The following is a 16,446-nucleotide window of genomic DNA, read 5'->3' as shown; positions in this document are numbered from 1 at the left end:
AACCCTAAAACTTCATTTGGATTATTCAATTAAAGGGCCATATTATTGAATAACCTTCTTTTATGAAAAGTTCCCTTACAATGATTAAAAACCTCCCAAAATCCCACTTAATATGAACCAGACCAATATAATTAAACCTAAGCATCCAAGATATTTTAATAAACTCTACACATAGTGAAGCGGTTGCTTGGTTGGAGTTAAAATAATAAAAATTGAAAAACCAAATCCTAATTAGAGGGATTTGGTTTTTTATAGAAAATATTAGAGAGCCTTATTTAAGATGTAAAGTGGTCTTATGAAAATTAGTGGTGAAGTAAAGATTGCGAAAGGATGGGATTTAATGACTGAAAGCAGTAAACCTCTTGCAAATTTAAAAATGCAAAAGAATCCTGTGCAAGATTTAAAATCAGATGTTAAATGAAAGAAATTGATATATCTATCTAATGGTATAATTGTAGTAATACTTGGTTCGAGGGAGAGCGGCTATGGCATTAATTGAAGAAGAACTAAAAATTGTGAAAATCCAAGAATTGCTCGATAAAAAACTAGCCTTGCCATCATATCAACGCCCATACAGTTGGAGTGTTCAATCAACAAACACATTGTTTTTAGACACCTATGGAGCATTTAAAGAAGGTACAAATGAATATCGACTTGGTTCTGTAATCTTGCATAAGGAAATGAAAGGTGGAGGTGCAAAGTACAACATTGTTGATGGACAACAACGTTTAACAACTTTGTCTATCTTGTTGTACTGTCTAGGTGACTTAACACAAAGTCTGCTTCAAGAGAAATATAATAAATTGTCAAATGACGCCATTGTAATGAATTATAGAATTTTAGCTAAGCGTACTGGTGAACTTGATAAAGATGAACTTGAAAACTATAAAGAATATCTTATTAATCAATGTACGACAGTTCAAATTGTAACCGATAGTGAACAAGAAGCTTTCCAATTCTTTGATTCGCAAAATTCTCGAGGAAAAGAATTGGATCCACATGATTTATTGAAATCCTATCATTTACGTGAGATGGAAAATGACGATAAACATATCAAATTGAAAATAATTAACCGTTGGGAAGATTTAAGTCAGAACGAGCTTAGAGATTTATTTAGAAATTACTTATACCCTGTGACACAGTGGTACAAGCGTAAAGAAGGATTAGGTTATTCATCGAGCAAAATTGGTGCCTTTAAGGGGATTAAAAGCTCTAATGTTTCCAATTATGCCATCTATCACAAGGCGAGTAATTTATTTATAGAACAGTTCAATTCTAGCGGAAGTAATGAGCTGTTATCATCAAATGAGTTAAATCAGTTTCAACTGACGCAACCATTGATTGCCGGAAAGCGATTTTTTAACTATACATTGCATTACGGAGAGTTGCTTGAGAAAGTCCAAAAGGTTATTAATCAGTTTCATGATGAAACTGAAGTGCCAAGCAAACGATCTGGAGACATCTATATTAAGCAGTTGTACGAATGTGTGTTACTTTTCTTTGCTGACAGATTCGGCATAGATAGTCTCACGAAATCAGTATTACAGCAGTTTTATTCTTGGAGTTACTCGTTACGACTGTCTATGAATGCTGTGTATCCACAAACCATCAATAAATATGCCCGTGGGAATCATGACCGAATTAATGCAGGACTTGATATGTTTTCAAAAATTAGTGAGATGATGGAACCTGAAGAATTAAAACTAATTGTTTTAGAACGACCAGAAGCGGATGACAAGAGTATAGAAAAATACAACAAAATATACGAAAAGCTATGTACTTGGAATAGGTGGTAGAGAATGGCTAGTGACTTAAAAATAATACCTGTTTATGATATTTTTATGAAATACAATTATATAGTGCCAATCTATCAAAGAAATTATGCTTGGGAAGAAAAGCAAATAGATCAGCTGATTGAGGATATTGATGGAGCAATCGGTCACGGAAAAGAGAACTATTTTTTAGGGAATTTGATTGTAAACCAAACCGACAATAATCTATTTGAAGTGATTGATGGGCAACAGCGATTAACCACTCTTTATCTACTCGAAAGATTTCTTGGGTTGCCATTCGCGAAAGAGGCTTTGAAATTTGAAGCACGTGAAAAATACGCAAGAACGTTAGCTTTTGTGAGTGAATCTGTTGGCAATGATTTGTTGGAAGAGTTGACTGCAAAAGAGATTGTCAAAGGATTTCAAATTATAAATGACTACTTTAACAATAAACAACTTGATAAAACTGAATTCGTTACAAAGTTGAAAAAAGTATTTTTGATTAGAGTTCAAGTACCACAAAATATTGATTTGAATCATTACTTTGAAATCATGAATACGCGTGGTGAGCAGTTGGAATTGCATGAAATTGCGAAAGCGAAACTTCTGGAAGTCTTGTCGAACAATGATGAGAAGAAGGCGGCAGCAGAGATTTGGGAAAAGTGTTCTGACATGAATTCATACGTACAGATGAATTTTGATGCATCCGTGCGCCAAAATTTATTTACTAATGATTGGACTAGTTTACAAAATACATTGCAAGACTTCGATGCAGTCAAAGATAGGATAACTGGTGATGGAGGCAATTCTGATAAAAAGACATTACAGGATATACTCGTTGAAAATAAACTATTGAATTTAAACAATCCTAGCAAAGGTAACGATATGGAAAATGAACGATTCGAATCAACGATTTCATTTCCGAATTTTTTACTTCAGGTCAATGCTGTAGTACGTGAATTAGGAGAAGAGGATTCTAGTTTAGATGATAAGAACTTTTTAGATAATTTATCCTGGGCTTGGTCAACAACTGAAAAAGCAAAAGAATTTTTATATTATTTGCTTAAATGCAGAGTTTTATTTGATAAATATATTTTGAAACGCGAATTTGCACGTGATTATAAAGAATCAGGAAAATGGTCACTTCAACGCTTGGAAAAATACACTGATAAAAAAGGGGGTAAACCTAACTACGTTGGCACATTTGGCGATGAAGACAGCACAAATAAGAAGCTTCGAACATTACAATCGGCGTTACGTATCACCTATACGTCACCAAAAACAATGCATTGGATAACTTTGCTATTAGCTGAATTGTTAAAGAATGAATCTGTAAATCTGATTTGTTTACTTGAAGGATATTGTAAGGAAAAAGTTATTGCTTCTGATTATCGAAATCGTAGTGATTTTAGATTTGAACGAATTATATTTTCATATTTAGATTATTTGCTCTATCGTGATGGTTACAGTTTTGATGGAAAAGAGATAATATCACCATTGCGTGATGATTGGCAGTTCCAATTCAGAAGTTCAATTGAACATTTCTATCCTCAACATCCAGATGCTACTGAAGCATGGGATAGCGAACATTTAAACTGCTTTGGAAATTTGGCTTTGATTACAGTTTCAGGGAACTCCAAGTTTTCTAATATGCCGCCTGAAGGTAAAATCCAATATGATGACATTATTAGTCAAAGCTTGAAGCTAAAAATTATGAAAGCAATGACTAACGGAGATACTTGGACAAAAGTCAAAGCTGAAAAACATCAACAGGAAATGTTCCGAATTTTAGAAAAATAACAGGTAGGAACTTTCGTGAATGATGAACAAAAACAATTGATGTTTAGTATCATTGTAATTTTTGAAAAGATATCTATGTAAAAGTAGGCATCTTTCGTTTAGACGTAGTGTTGAAATTTGAAGTACTGTAAAAGAAATTATTAACTAAGTTAATTTTGGAAATACACTAGGAGGATTTGAAAATGTCAGTAATGAAAGGGAATGCAAATGCAGATAAACTTTTCAAACTTCTTTTAAGTTTTATTAGTAATAACACCAATTACTTTCGGAAAGAGTATACAGTTTCTGAAATTGGAACAATTCTTTCAAAAGAATCATCAGGTCTATTGAAAGCTGAATCATACAATTATGCAATGACAAGTATGTTCAGTGGTCAAAAAAGACGTGATTATTTTATTTTCAAAAAAAATAAAGTAAAGGATGAATTTACAAAATTAGTAAACGATGCTAATCGGAATAATCATTCTTGGAAAAATATATATGGAAATGAGATAGTCCAAATTAATCCATTGTATTTACAGGATATCTTCCCATATTCACAAATAAATACTATACGTATTTTGCCTATGTCTAATAACGATCCTGAGTTTAAGAATAAAAATATTTCCGAAGTACAAGGTTGGTTTGAAGATGTACTGCCAAATAGGATTTATAATTTTAAAAAAGGAATGAATGCGGGCAAAGGTACATTAGTTTTATTTCAATATGAAGCACATATTATTGCGGCGGCAATATTAGATTCAAAAATAATGTACGAATCGGTGATAGATGGTGGTTATAGTGGTTATTATAAATTTATTCCTTCCTCGATAGCGATATTCCCTCCATTAAATGATAGTGATATGAAGAGTGTATGGAAGGACTTTATAGGGTTTAAAAATTCACAACAAAACTTAAATATTGATGGTTACAAAGATTTTATGTTTCTATTAATTGAAAAGAATATCCAATTTTCAATGAGTAGGGTAGATGAAGATGCTTATCAAGATGATATTGAAAAAATGGAAGTGAATTCTTTCGATGTTGAAGATAAACCGGTGAATCCAATGAAAATTAGTAGGGGTAAGGAGAAACAGCATTGGTTGCGAAGTGGAGTTACTGCAAAAAAGGCGATTATGCTAGCAAGTTACAAATGTGAATATGACCAATCACATACATATTTTAATTCTAAAGTTACCGGACAAAATTACGTGGAAGCGCATCATTTAGTTCCAATGGAATATCAAGATAAATTTAAATATAGCTTAGATGTAGAAGCAAATATCGTTTCTTTATGTCCAATTTGCCATAAACGAATTCATCATGCGACCTTAGAAGAAAAGAAACAGATTGTTGAAGAATTATATAATAGTAGAAAAGATCGATTACGTAAGTGTGGGATTCGCATTTCGTTACGGGATCTAATTACCTACTATAGTTAGCATTAACTCTATGCAGGCCTAGATGAAGGCAATCATTATTTGAAATGTATACGGCTTGTAGCTATTAGGAAAAAGATAAGCATTACTAAAAAGGATATATAAATATTTGAATGAGGTGAAGATGTGATTGTTTCTCTTTGTGAAGCACAAGTAATGGACTATTTACTAAAAAAACTACAATATAGAGATTTCATAAAAAGAGTGACTAAAGATAGTAGTGAACTAAAATGGGTTATTCACTATAAAGGTAATTTAATAAAAACTGATTTTGTTGATTTAAATGATGGGGTGCTAGTTCAAAAAAATTATTTAGGGCCATACGAATATGAGAGAACAACTTACTACGAACCACAGATTCAATTATTTACTAAAGCCTGGGCATTATTTTGCAGGAAATATTTTACAAGTCATTCGATAGGGCAGTTTGAAAATATAAAAGAACTAGCTATTCTATTTGAGATGCTGCTTCATACGGCTAAAGAAATGAATATTCAAATAGAGAATGATTTTCTAAGACCTGAATTGAAAAATGTGATATTTTATAATCAATCTAGCCAGTTGGATTTTATTTACATAGATCGTTTTGAGGAGATTGATATTATTTCATTAACGCACCATATTGGAGGAGTTTAGAATGCAAAAAGAACGAGAAAATGTTTTTGTTAGTTATAGTTGGGATTCTCAAGAACATCAAGAATGGGTTGCTTATTTAGTAAGACGTTTACGAAATGAAGGCTACAATGCAACATACGATCAGTATATCACATCGCAAAATACAATTAATTTAAATCGAATGATGGTTGAACGCATTAAAAATGATGATTTTGTTATTGTAGTTGTTACAGAAAACTATGTAAAAAAAGCAGATGAATTTGCTGGTGGAGTAGGATTTGAAACTGAATTACTCTTATCAGTGATTAACGAAAATAGAGATAAGGTAATAATGGTTACAAAACAACCAAATATTGTTTCTAAAAAGGTCCCATTTTATTTGAAAGGATACCATTATATTGATTTTTCAAATGAAGAGTTTGAATCTTCTTTAGATGATTTAATATATCGCTTGCAGAGAACTCCTAAATATGACATTGGTGAAGTTGGAGAGAAACGAATCAGGCAACCAAAGGTTCCCGGATTACAAAGTACAGGCAATTCTTCAACTTTAAAAATACCTAGCTTTAATAAGGTAAGTGATTTAGATAAAAATAAATATATGAATCAGTCGTATCATGAACTTAACAAACAAATAAAAGGAATCTTTACCAATATTGCTAAAGAAAATCCTGTCTTTGAATTTGAAGAAAATAAAGTTCACGAATTTAAAGTGATTTATGAATTTTATATAAACGGTAAACTAGTTCATAAATTAAAATTATGGTTAGATTCATTTGGAGGATCTTCTGTAAAAGTGATTCAATATTATTTAGGGAATCATGTAAGTGTTAGTAACGATAACAGTACTAATGGATATATTTCATTAGAAATTTCAGAAGGTAATCAATTTACATTTTCTATGCCTATGAATATGATGACGCAAAATAAAAATATGACATTGGATGATGTAATTACTGAAATATATACCTCAAGTATTTTGCCTTACTTAAGGTAAGAATTTTAAGTTGTTTATAATTGAGTAAGGTGTTCTAACTACATCTTTATTAATATTTTGCACCACCCTCAGCACCCACCACATTGTGAAGCAGTAGCTTGGCTTGAGATAGCTAATGCCTAGCTCGTTTAATATTTGTCGAAATAAAAAGTGATTTCAAATTGCCGTAATTTAACAAATATGTTATCTTAGAACTAACAAATTAAAATTTTCTTTAGTATTCTGCTAAAGATGGCGTTCAAATAAGTTACTTATTTGATAAATAAAATTCAATTTTATAGACACCAGTAGATTCATACAATCCTTATTTAGGATTCGTATTTATCTACTGGTGGCTTTTATTATTTTGGAGGGGTTAGGAAGAATGGAAAACTACAACAATGAAGATGTATTAGCATAGTATTTCGACTATATGAAATCAGAGGAAGCTACGGTTGTATTTATTGTAAAAAATCTAGTTGCGGATGTTGATTCAAATAAGAAACGGATCGATGTAGTGAATTTTGACACATATGGGACACGAGGAGATAAATATAATTGAAACCCTTGAAAATGGCTTATTAATGGCATATTCAAGGGTTTCAATTATGTTAGGAATCGAGATGAAGTCGGAAATTTAGGTGTTATGATTCTATTCAACTTATCTCACTGCATTTGATGGGTATGGGGAAATGTCTTCATAGTCATACCAATATTTACCGTGACCTGGATAATTATTATTATTTACCATTGGGCCAACACGATAAAGTGGTTTATCCCCAATTAGTTTTACAACCTGGCGTATTCTTTCTTTATATTTACTCTCAAGTAAAGGTTTATAATTACCCCAAGCTGCAATAATGATATCTTTTTCAAAATTAAAATTGGATAATAATTGCAATAACACTTCATTATTGTATTTTTGATATTTCAACTCATCATCCGTTCCTATGTATTCTTTTAAATAATCTGATGTACCACTGACCATCGTAAATAAATTAACAATGGTTACCTTATTGACACTTCCTAATTTATAAAGATAATCTGTAACCTTATAAATTGTATCATCTGAAACCCTTCTTCCTCCAGTATCTTCCTTACCTGCATTACTTGGATTTTTTAAAATTACAATGGCATGCCCGCCATCTTTTCGATTACGAAAAGGTATCGTAATTGAAAAACGATGGAGTGTCTTTTCACTTGAATCAAAAAGTTTAGGATTCATCTCAATATTTTCCACTTCAATAAAATTAGAAAAGTAAACGGTTTTCAAATCATCACCCCATAAAAATTTTTTCTTAACACAATCTTACGATATTATTAGAATAATGAGAAAATAAATTCAAGCTTTTTGAGCAAAAAATGCATTCTTTAGGAGGCAAATAACATGGAACAAGCAAATAGTATTGAGGAATTTCTGAATATTATCGAAAAATATAAGCAATATCCAAATGTGTTTTATAGGGGACAGTCTGAAAAACACAAAAGCATAACTTCCAGCCTTTCTAGAAACCAGGGCTATGTTCAAAATGAATATGCTATTTATCAAGAATCCATTAAAATGAAATCCATTGAATTTGACGGTTTGACAGAACCCATTGAGTACCTTTCGAAAATGCAACATTATGGGATACCTACAAGATTAATTGACCTAAGCGTGGATCCTTTAATTGCTCTTTTTTTTGCAGTCCAAAACTTAAATAGCACTTCGTCAGGTAATGTATATGTTTATGTACAACAAAAACATTCTCTTAGAGATAAAAAGGTTAAGTTATTGGCGCTCCTTGCTACTTTGGATTCATACGAAATAGAAATCATCAAATCATCCTTCCTTAGTCAGTATGGAGAAACTATCACTGAGGAAGAGGTCTTGAAATATGCATCTGAAAATGCTTTTATCGAACATACTGAGGAATTAATAAAAATGAACGATCGTTTGTTTAGTCAACGAGGAACTTTTGCGATTTGTGGTAACAATGTCGAAGGTGAATTTATTAAGAAATCAATTAACCCTCTTGATACTATTGTTCCTGCAATGTTAATTAGAATTCCATATGAACATAAACTTGCAGTTAAAAGAGAATTGGATGAAAAATACAATATAAATGAAACCACAATTTATCCTGAGTTGCCATCAGTAGCTGATTACTTGAAAGAAAAGTATAAGTCAATCAACTTCTCACCAGATGGGACTTACAGTATTCTTGAATCTAAAGAATTATCAAATTTTGGTGCTAAAAGAATATCTGTAATTGGAATTCTAAACAAAGTGTTACTTATTGAAGAAATAAAGCTTATTGGTAGGGAAATTATTGAGCAGAACAAAGGCAAATATGATGTAATATGGATTTACATCGCTAAATCAGGCGATGATTATATTATGAGAAATTGGATAGTAAGAGGACAGTGGATAAAACCTACACTTGATAAAAGACATAAACCGATTGAAATAGGTGCAATTGATGAAAATGATATCAGTTGGGTATTGGAAAGATCATACAGTACATTAGCAGACTATTATTCTGAAAATGTTTTTAGTGAGGATAAAATTTTATACACTAATAATATGAAGACTTTTGAAAAGATAAAATCCATATATATTGAGATGTTGAAAGCTTATGAGCATAACGATCAATGCCAATTGAAAGACCTTGCTGAAAGATATAGGAAGTTAATTACAAAGTCATATATTCAATTTGGTGACTTTGGTCTTTCAAGAGATGATAGTTTCAATAAATATCTGAACAATTACCATGAATTTTCTTTACAACTTGATCATGTTGTAGGGTTGTTAAATAGAGATGATCTTCATGAGAAAGACAAGATATACCAGTTTTCGACATGCTTTCGTGAACTAAAAAAGAATTTTGATGCTATCAAAGGGCAATCAGAATGTTGGAAACAAAAGATTGGTCTTTCGGATTCTGAATATGAAAGTCTTGCTAAGAAGGAATATCCTAAAAAGGAATATCAATATTCACAAACCATTCCGATAAATCCAGATGCATTAAAAGTATGGTTTGATCTAGAAATATCTAAAAATGAAAATAATATAATTACGGCAAAAGGGACTACTAACCTTTTCGATAAGGCTTCATTAATGATTTCGATAAGAAATAATGAAGGGGATTTACTTGGGCAAAGTAAAGCTTATGTTATAGATGGGAATTTTGATTTTGGATTATTCAGTAGAAAAGGTGAAGGCTATTTGGAAGGTGTATATGAAGCTAATATTTCACTTTCAATACCATCGGTTCAAGATAAAAAATTTGTAAGTAAAGCTGGTTTGGAATATGAAAACTTAGATGGAGAATATGTTGACAGGAATGGTATTGGACCTACTATCAACTATTATAAGAAGTTTAAAATTTAGACTATTTTGATTGATTGGATTGATCTAAATTTTTCTAACTTTTATCAAGTAATCATGGGGGAGAAACATGGGTAAATATACAGATGATGAAATAAGACGTTTCCCAAAAATAACATGCAAAATAGCAGCAGATTATTTAGGAATATCGCCGATGGCTGTTAGTATTGGAATGAGGAACAATCTTCTACCTATTGGGTTTGCCATAAAAAATGAAGACAAGTTTTCTGAGAGCTGGAGTTATCAAATTATCGATGAGAGGCTTATTGCTTATAAGCATGGAAAGATAACTAATGTTCAAGTTCAAAACATTGAAAAGAATCTTGATGCCATTATTTCACAATTCGAAGAAATGAAAAAAGACCTGCTTTTTATATTAAGCGAAGACGAGGAATAGGAAGTATAAAATTGTTTGAATTCGCGTATTCGCTTTCTTGGGGTGAGGAATCTATACAGGCAAGTAAGAAAGTGGTAAATGACTCGAAAGATTAAGGAGAGGAGGAATTGCTATGACTGAAGAACAAGATACAATTCTACTAAGGCAACAGTTATATAATGAGATCTGGGAAATTTCCGTGGCCGGTGTAGCAAAAAAATATAATGTACCATATGCCAAGATGATAAAGTTATGCAAAGAGTCTGATATTCCAATCCCTCCATCAGGATACTGGACAAAATTGAGATCTGGGAAACTTGTTATTAAAACTCCATTACCAGATTCATTAGAAGAGGAAGTTGTCCTGACGTTAAGTTCTACTAAAAAGCGCATTCAACGTACTGTAGCTACTACAGATACTTTTGATCAAAAAGTGCTGAATCAAGATGAAATAACAGATAGGCAGTCTATGGTAGATGCTTCTACTGGTCTACCAATACTCGAGACAATAGGAGTAACTGAGATAATTGGGGCAAGTACTATTGATGGTGTTAAGCAAAGTGTTAGGTCATCAGTATCACTTTCATTTTTATCAGGAGAAGAGAGAGATAAAGTATTACTGACAGTGGTAGGAATGAAGGTATCTGCTGAAAATTCAAAAGTACATAAAAAAATAAATGCATACAAAGCTGTGATAAAGGATTGGAATAAAAAAGACACAAAAACTCAAGGGGCGCAAAGGAGCTACAAGAATTTTTCCAATCGCCCACCTTTTCTAGCTGGAGTTATTTCAAGTGAATCTCTTCCACGTATGTTCAGGATACTTGATGCATTATTTCGTCAAGTAGAAAGTCTAGGTGGTTCTATCAATGACGACCTTTCACTTCAAATCAGAAATGAGCGAGTCAGCATTGAAGTTGTGGAGTTTCAGGATGAAATCAAACATGAAATTACAAAGCAAGAAGCACAAGCTTTAATTGTCTATGAGGATGCTAAACGTCGGCATACCTGGGCATCTGAACCAAAGATTCGTAAGTATGACTATGTTTTCAATGGAAGGCTCAGAGTAAGTATTCGTAAAGGTAAATATTTCAAAGATACAGACAATTCAAAGATAGAATCCAGGCTTGGAGATATGTTAATAGAGTTATATGAAGAATCTGAAGTGGTTCGAATTGAGCGCGAAGTACTTGAAGAGGCAGCTCGTAAACGTGAAAAAGAGGCTAGATTAAAGGAAGAAAGACGCAATTTATATAATGACGAAGTTAAGCGGACAATTGTGTTAGAAAATGAAGCACTCGATTATGAGAAAGCTTGTAGAATTAGATCATATATCAATGCAGTTGAAAACGCTTTTTGCGAAAAAGCTGTTAGTGGTGATCTCTTAGCGTGGATTGATTGGGCTAAGAAGAAGGCTGACTGGTTTGATCCGATTGTAGCTCGAGAAGATGAGTTATTAGGGCGTAGGGAGTATGAGAAAAGTGAAGAGCAGAAGTCATTAAAGAAGAATGAACATCGCTGGTAAAAATACTATTGTATTCTAATGAGAAATAATATTAGTGGAAAGAGATGCCAAGTGACAAAGGATCCTTGAAAGCACTAAATATTTACTAGGGTCTCGAATGCAACGATTGCTGAAATTGCTTTTTCATTAGTACTTAATGGGGTTTCCAGTGCAACCGAAATTAGTCGCATCACGAGGGAATATTTTAATGTTGATAAACGGATTTTATCAGGAACTATAAAAAGATCGTATATTTATATGAATGTTGTTCTTGCTTTAATGAATGAAGCAGAAAAAGGGAATCTGTATTTCGACAAAAGAGAGTTCAGGTATTGATGATTGCTATTTTTACCCATCTAATGAAGAATTAGAGATTGATGCGACTTCAATAAACGTTATTCAACCTTCATTATTTTAAATTTAATAAACGCTTATGTATTAATAATAAAGGGTTTTTCTTTCACCCCTAAAAAAATTTCAATAATATTATTCAATTAAAGGGCCAAATTCTGTAGTACCGCTAATGAATATTGTGAAGAAGTACACTTAAACTAAAGGAGCAGTTTAGTGAAAGAAAGATTTTCAAGTTTTGGGATAAAGAAATAAAGCCTATGCTATTGGGGGTTTTTGCTGAATAGCTTTCTTAAAAAGAAAATAAGGTGAAGAAAACAAGGGAGAATTGAAATAATGGAACAAGTATTGCCTTTAATTAGTTCAGAAGAAAAAAGAGAGAGAACGAAGGGGGTTAATTTATTATCCAAGCTCATTAAAGCTCAAGAAGTACATATAGCAGATTTAGAGCAACCGTTTATAGAAGGGAATAGCAATACAAAAAGTAGTTTAATCCAATTGATGTGCAGTATAGATGCAGATGCAGTGAAATCACTCATACAATGGATAGAAAAATTTAAAGAGACTGATCCTGCCTGTTTTCATGATTACGAAGAAAACGAAGTAGGAAAGAGGTTATTTTACTCTTTGAAAAAGTATCTACGTCACCCAAGCTTTTTCACGCCCATATTCGAATATGTTAAAGAATTGCATGAACAATCTTTGTTGTTGCGTAAAGAACTCGTTAACGATAATCTAAGAGTTTGGTAAACAAGTAGACTTAGTAATCGTAGTCGATCGTCTACTAACGGGTTTTGATGCACCAACAATTCAAACATTATTTGTTGATCGTAATTTAAGCTATGCGAATTTAATTCAAGCATTTTCAAGAACGAACCGTACGTATCCAGGGAAAACAAAAGGTTTAATTGTCACATTTAGAAAGCCATTTTCAATGGAGCAAAATGTAGCGGATGCAACAAAATTGTATTCTAATGAACAAGAAGAAACGAATTTAGTATATCCAACATATGATGAATCGAAAAAACGTTTTAAAAAAGCACATAAAGAATTAAAACATGTTATTTCAGATCCAACCGAAATTGATGAACATTCTCCACTTGAGGTAAAAATTGATTTTGTGAAAGCTTTCCAAGAGCTAAGCAATTCATTTGAAGCTTTAGTGACATATGATGAATACAATGATGACATAGAAAAATCAAAGGCGTTGCACGAACAAGTAGAGACTTTAGAAGAGTATGTTGGTGCGTATAATACAGTCAAAGGGTCCATTGTAAATAAAAGAACAACAGATGGTATATCCCCAGACTTTTCAAGTATTGAGTTTTATGGAGATAATGTAGGGAACATTTATGATATTGATTCAGCATATATCGACCAGCTATTAGGCACATATTCAGCAAACAATAAGGATATTCGTGAAGAAATCGAAAGTGCGCTTCAGAAACTGAAAAAATCAGAAGTAGTAAAAGAAATATATCGAAATATTTTGAGTGCTATTGATAATAAAGAAGTAGAGGCAGACGAAGATATTTTTGTTGTAAAACGTAGTTTCTTTACAGCAGCACGCAATCACGTCATTACTGAATTTGCGAATACTTGGTTTGTAGATGAAGGCGAACTCCATACATCAGCTATGCAATATATAATAGGCGCAGATCCTATTCCAAATATCGGAGGGATTATCGACAGTAAGCGATTTGATCAATATAAAATTGCACACCCAGATGCAAAACCTCTAAAATACGGTCCAGAAATGAAACGACAATGGAGAACTACACTGGATGAATATGTTGTGCCGTTGGATGAGGAGTTACGGTAAAGGGATTTAGAAGTACTGGAATAAGTTTGAGTAATTCTCAAACTTATTATTTTTTGTACTTTACTGTTTAGTTATAATTAATGAATAATTCTTGTTCTTTTAACATGCGAACCCTAACTTTTAAATTCTTAAATAAATATCTGAAAGAAGTCTTGTTAATAAGTCTTGTTGGTTAAAATGTTTCTTTTATTTTGTGGGTCGGATGTACTGATCTAATTTAATAAAGTATTAATAAAATTTAGGATGTAAATTCAACTTAGGATATTTTACACAAATTCTACACATAGCATCCCCCAACTCCTTGTAAAATCAACATCCCAGGAATACTTATAAGTACTCCTGGGACATATTTTAAACGGCAATAAAGCCCGTCATAAACACACGCCTTCCTAGCGATTATGTTAGGAGGGTTTTTTTGTGGTTAAAAAACAAAAAACTAACGGGTCAAGCTAATCTAGCCAACTTGTTCGATCTTTTAAAAAAAAGATTTGAACAAAACGGGGTTACTAAAAATTGATATTGCATTGAAATTCATATTGAATCAAATAAAGACAAGCGACATTGGAAATTAACGTATTGAGCGATTTGTAAAAACGATTCGACGGGGTGAACGAATACCAATTGTTTACAAATATAAGGATAATAAAGTAAAATAATGGCATGGTGTTAATTGCCGATTGTTTTCATTACTTAGAATGTAAATAAGGTACAAGAATACGAGAAAAGGGGAATTCATTTGACTTGGAAAAAATTCGCCGCATGGTCACTTGGGTTTGTTTTATTTGTTGCTGTTGGTACACTAGCAACTTTAAAATTATTTGAAAATATTGAGGAAAGTAGTGATTCGAGGGACACTACGCAAAACTACACGAAAGACCGAATGGGTTCACCCGAAGCGTTCATTGAAGTTTCGAATGCAATCGAAGACGGAATGATTCCTTCCGAAGAAGATTTCCAACAACAAATTCATATGATGTCGCACCAAAAAGTTCATGCTTCTGATAAGTGGGGAGCGCTAGAATTGACATCAGAACGAGTTGATAACTTGCTTCGAGTACTGGATGAAACAAAATATGAACACGAAAAACTTTATCGTCATATTTTAACACAATGGAAAGAAGGCGACTTCCATGACGCCGTAAATCCACACAACGATATTTGGGATATGCAAGGCGGAACAATTGGAAGTGCAGACCGATTATTGACAGATAGTGAAGAACTTGAATTTACAACCGAAAACTTTAGAAATAAATTTTAGGCGAAAAATTCCTTTCGTCTATTTTTTTCATTCAGAGGGATTCAATTCTACCTATGCCAGGACCTTTGCAAAATATTTGGCAAACGTACAAAAAGAGCTTTAAGACCTTTTGTATTAAATTACCTTTACTGCACAAGTTATATTTCGTGGAGGTGATTTTAATGGGCAAAAAATCAAATAAATACGCACAAGAAGTAAGACAACAAGATGCACAAAATTTTAATTCATATGAACAAGGAACAGCAGGTTTATATGGTCAACAAGAAGAATTTGGTGCTGAAACAAACTTCAACGAAGTAAGGCAACAAAATGCAAAAGCTAAGCGTAATAAACAACAAGCTTCTGGAATTTATAGCTATAACAAACAAAATAACTCATAATAATCCAAAGAGAGTATTTTTCTTAAAAGTCATATAAAAGAGAAGGTTTTACTTTCTCTTTTTATATAACCACACGAAGTTTTTCAAACTAATTTTCAAAACAGATAATATTTGTTTTAGTAAATGCTTCAAATCTTTTTCATTAAGGATTTGAAGCATTTTTTATTTTTGGTGACTCTGAGATTTAAAACAGATGAATTAATAATAAACAAGCACCAATTCTAACCATATTGGAATATGCTAGGAGTGTAATGTATTTTAAAAAACAAAGTGAAGGGGAGAAAATTTGAGTTATAAATACAAGGAAGAGGTTTACAACAATTTGAACTTAATCAAAGAGCTTGTTAAGGATTATGGAACTTGTCCTCAATGCGGAAGCGCTGCAATAGGAGATAGCAAAAAGGCTGGTACGATGGATTACAATGGAAAAGTAGGAACTTTTGAACGTACTTGCAAATGTGGATGGGAAGTTAAGATTAAAGTAGATAAAGTGTAAGATATTTGGAAACTGTTGGAAGCTGGAAAGTTAATCTTCGCTTGATCAATTCTTAGATGAAGGTTCGAAAACGCTTAATCTAACATATTTTCATGAAGCTTTAGTGGTACTCCTTAATTTATTATATACATTGATATCACCATTACATAAATCAAGAATTGACTAGTGTTTAAGCTGGTCAACAAAAAACAAATACTATAAGAATCTAATCTATTTACTTTCGAATGATTCAAGTAGATACTAGAAGCGGATGCAATAAATGCATCCGCTTCTTTTTTTGCGATCATCAAGAGAAATATCATTTGACT

The 16,446-nt window shown here is 32.3% G+C and carries 14 protein-coding genes and 1 pseudogene; 14 read left to right on the top strand and 1 reads right to left on the bottom strand.

All coding sequences use genetic code 11. The features are described 5' to 3' along the window. Positions 1 to 295 precede the first annotated feature (295 nt). From ACWV26_RS14050 to ACWV26_RS14025, 6 genes are all read left to right on the top strand, one after another. Complete coding sequence (locus tag ACWV26_RS14050) at positions 296 to 421, top strand: hypothetical protein (RefSeq protein WP_455895355.1); 126 nt, start codon at positions 296 to 298, stop codon at positions 419 to 421. Positions 422 to 485: 64 nt separating this feature from the next. Further along, entirely contained in the window at positions 486 to 1,796 is a 1,311-nt protein-coding gene (locus tag ACWV26_RS14045) for a DUF262 domain-containing protein (RefSeq protein WP_455895354.1), read from the top strand. A gap of 3 nt (positions 1,797 to 1,799) precedes the next feature. After that, a complete protein-coding gene (locus ACWV26_RS14040; RefSeq protein WP_455895353.1) occupies positions 1,800 to 3,572 on the top strand; it encodes a DUF262 domain-containing protein in 1,773 nt (590 codons plus the stop codon). 182 nt (positions 3,573 to 3,754) lie between these two features. Next, the gene (locus tag ACWV26_RS14035) at positions 3,755 to 4,993 is read left to right on the top strand and encodes an HNH endonuclease (RefSeq protein ID WP_455895352.1); all 1,239 of its coding nucleotides are present in this window, start codon (positions 3,755 to 3,757) and stop codon (positions 4,991 to 4,993) included. Between the two features lie 123 nt (positions 4,994 to 5,116). After that, positions 5,117 to 5,626: a hypothetical protein gene (locus tag ACWV26_RS14030; protein ID WP_455895351.1), complete on the top strand. Its 510-nt coding sequence runs from the start codon at positions 5,117 to 5,119 to the stop codon at positions 5,624 to 5,626. Position 5,627: 1 nt separating this feature from the next. After that, positions 5,628 to 6,602 carry a toll/interleukin-1 receptor domain-containing protein gene (locus ACWV26_RS14025; protein ID WP_455895350.1) on the top strand — a complete coding sequence of 325 codons (975 nt, stop codon included), beginning with the start codon at positions 5,628 to 5,630 and terminating at the stop codon, positions 6,600 to 6,602. 640 nt (positions 6,603 to 7,242) lie between these two features. On the opposite strand, the gene ACWV26_RS14020 is transcribed toward ACWV26_RS14025, so the two are convergent. Further along, a complete protein-coding gene (locus tag ACWV26_RS14020) occupies positions 7,243 to 7,854 on the bottom strand; it encodes a DUF1643 domain-containing protein (RefSeq protein WP_455895349.1) in 612 nt (203 codons plus the stop codon). 114 nt (positions 7,855 to 7,968) lie between these two features. Between ACWV26_RS14020 and ACWV26_RS14015 the strand changes: the two genes are divergently transcribed. From ACWV26_RS14015 to ACWV26_RS13980, 8 genes and pseudogenes are all read left to right on the top strand, one after another. Further along, positions 7,969 to 9,954, top strand: a complete 1,986-nt coding sequence (locus ACWV26_RS14015; protein WP_455895348.1) for an FRG domain-containing protein — start codon at positions 7,969 to 7,971, stop codon at positions 9,952 to 9,954. Between the two features lie 67 nt (positions 9,955 to 10,021). After that, complete coding sequence (locus tag ACWV26_RS14010) at positions 10,022 to 10,348, top strand: hypothetical protein (protein ID WP_455895347.1); 327 nt, start codon at positions 10,022 to 10,024, stop codon at positions 10,346 to 10,348. 112 nt (positions 10,349 to 10,460) lie between these two features. Next, positions 10,461 to 11,852, top strand: a complete 1,392-nt coding sequence (locus tag ACWV26_RS14005) for a hypothetical protein (protein WP_455895346.1) — start codon at positions 10,461 to 10,463, stop codon at positions 11,850 to 11,852. A 666-nt stretch (positions 11,853 to 12,518) separates the two neighbouring features. Beyond that, the gene (locus ACWV26_RS14000) at positions 12,519 to 12,932 is read left to right on the top strand and encodes a hypothetical protein (RefSeq protein WP_455895345.1); all 414 of its coding nucleotides are present in this window, start codon (positions 12,519 to 12,521) and stop codon (positions 12,930 to 12,932) included. Further along, positions 12,922 to 14,004 (top strand): annotated as a pseudogene (locus ACWV26_RS13995) (type I restriction endonuclease subunit R, EcoR124 family); the annotation flags it as partial. The gene ACWV26_RS14000 and the pseudogene ACWV26_RS13995, both read left to right, overlap by 11 nt. A 736-nt stretch (positions 14,005 to 14,740) precedes the next feature. Next, positions 14,741 to 15,262, top strand: coding sequence for a DUF6241 domain-containing protein (locus tag ACWV26_RS13990; protein ID WP_455895344.1), 522 nt, complete (start codon positions 14,741 to 14,743; stop codon positions 15,260 to 15,262). A 161-nt stretch (positions 15,263 to 15,423) separates the two neighbouring features. Continuing rightward, entirely contained in the window at positions 15,424 to 15,642 is a 219-nt protein-coding gene (locus ACWV26_RS13985; RefSeq protein WP_455895343.1) for a gamma-type small acid-soluble spore protein, read from the top strand. Positions 15,643 to 15,928: 286 nt separating this feature from the next. Then, positions 15,929 to 16,138 (top strand): DUF3797 domain-containing protein, encoded by a 210-nt coding sequence (locus ACWV26_RS13980; protein WP_455895342.1) that lies wholly within the window; start codon positions 15,929 to 15,931, stop codon positions 16,136 to 16,138. Positions 16,139 to 16,446: the final 308 nt, after the last annotated feature.

The sequence above is a fragment of the Rummeliibacillus sp. JY-2-4R genome, from assembly GCF_053847205.1.
This window is presented reverse-complemented; position numbering and strand designations above follow the sequence as displayed.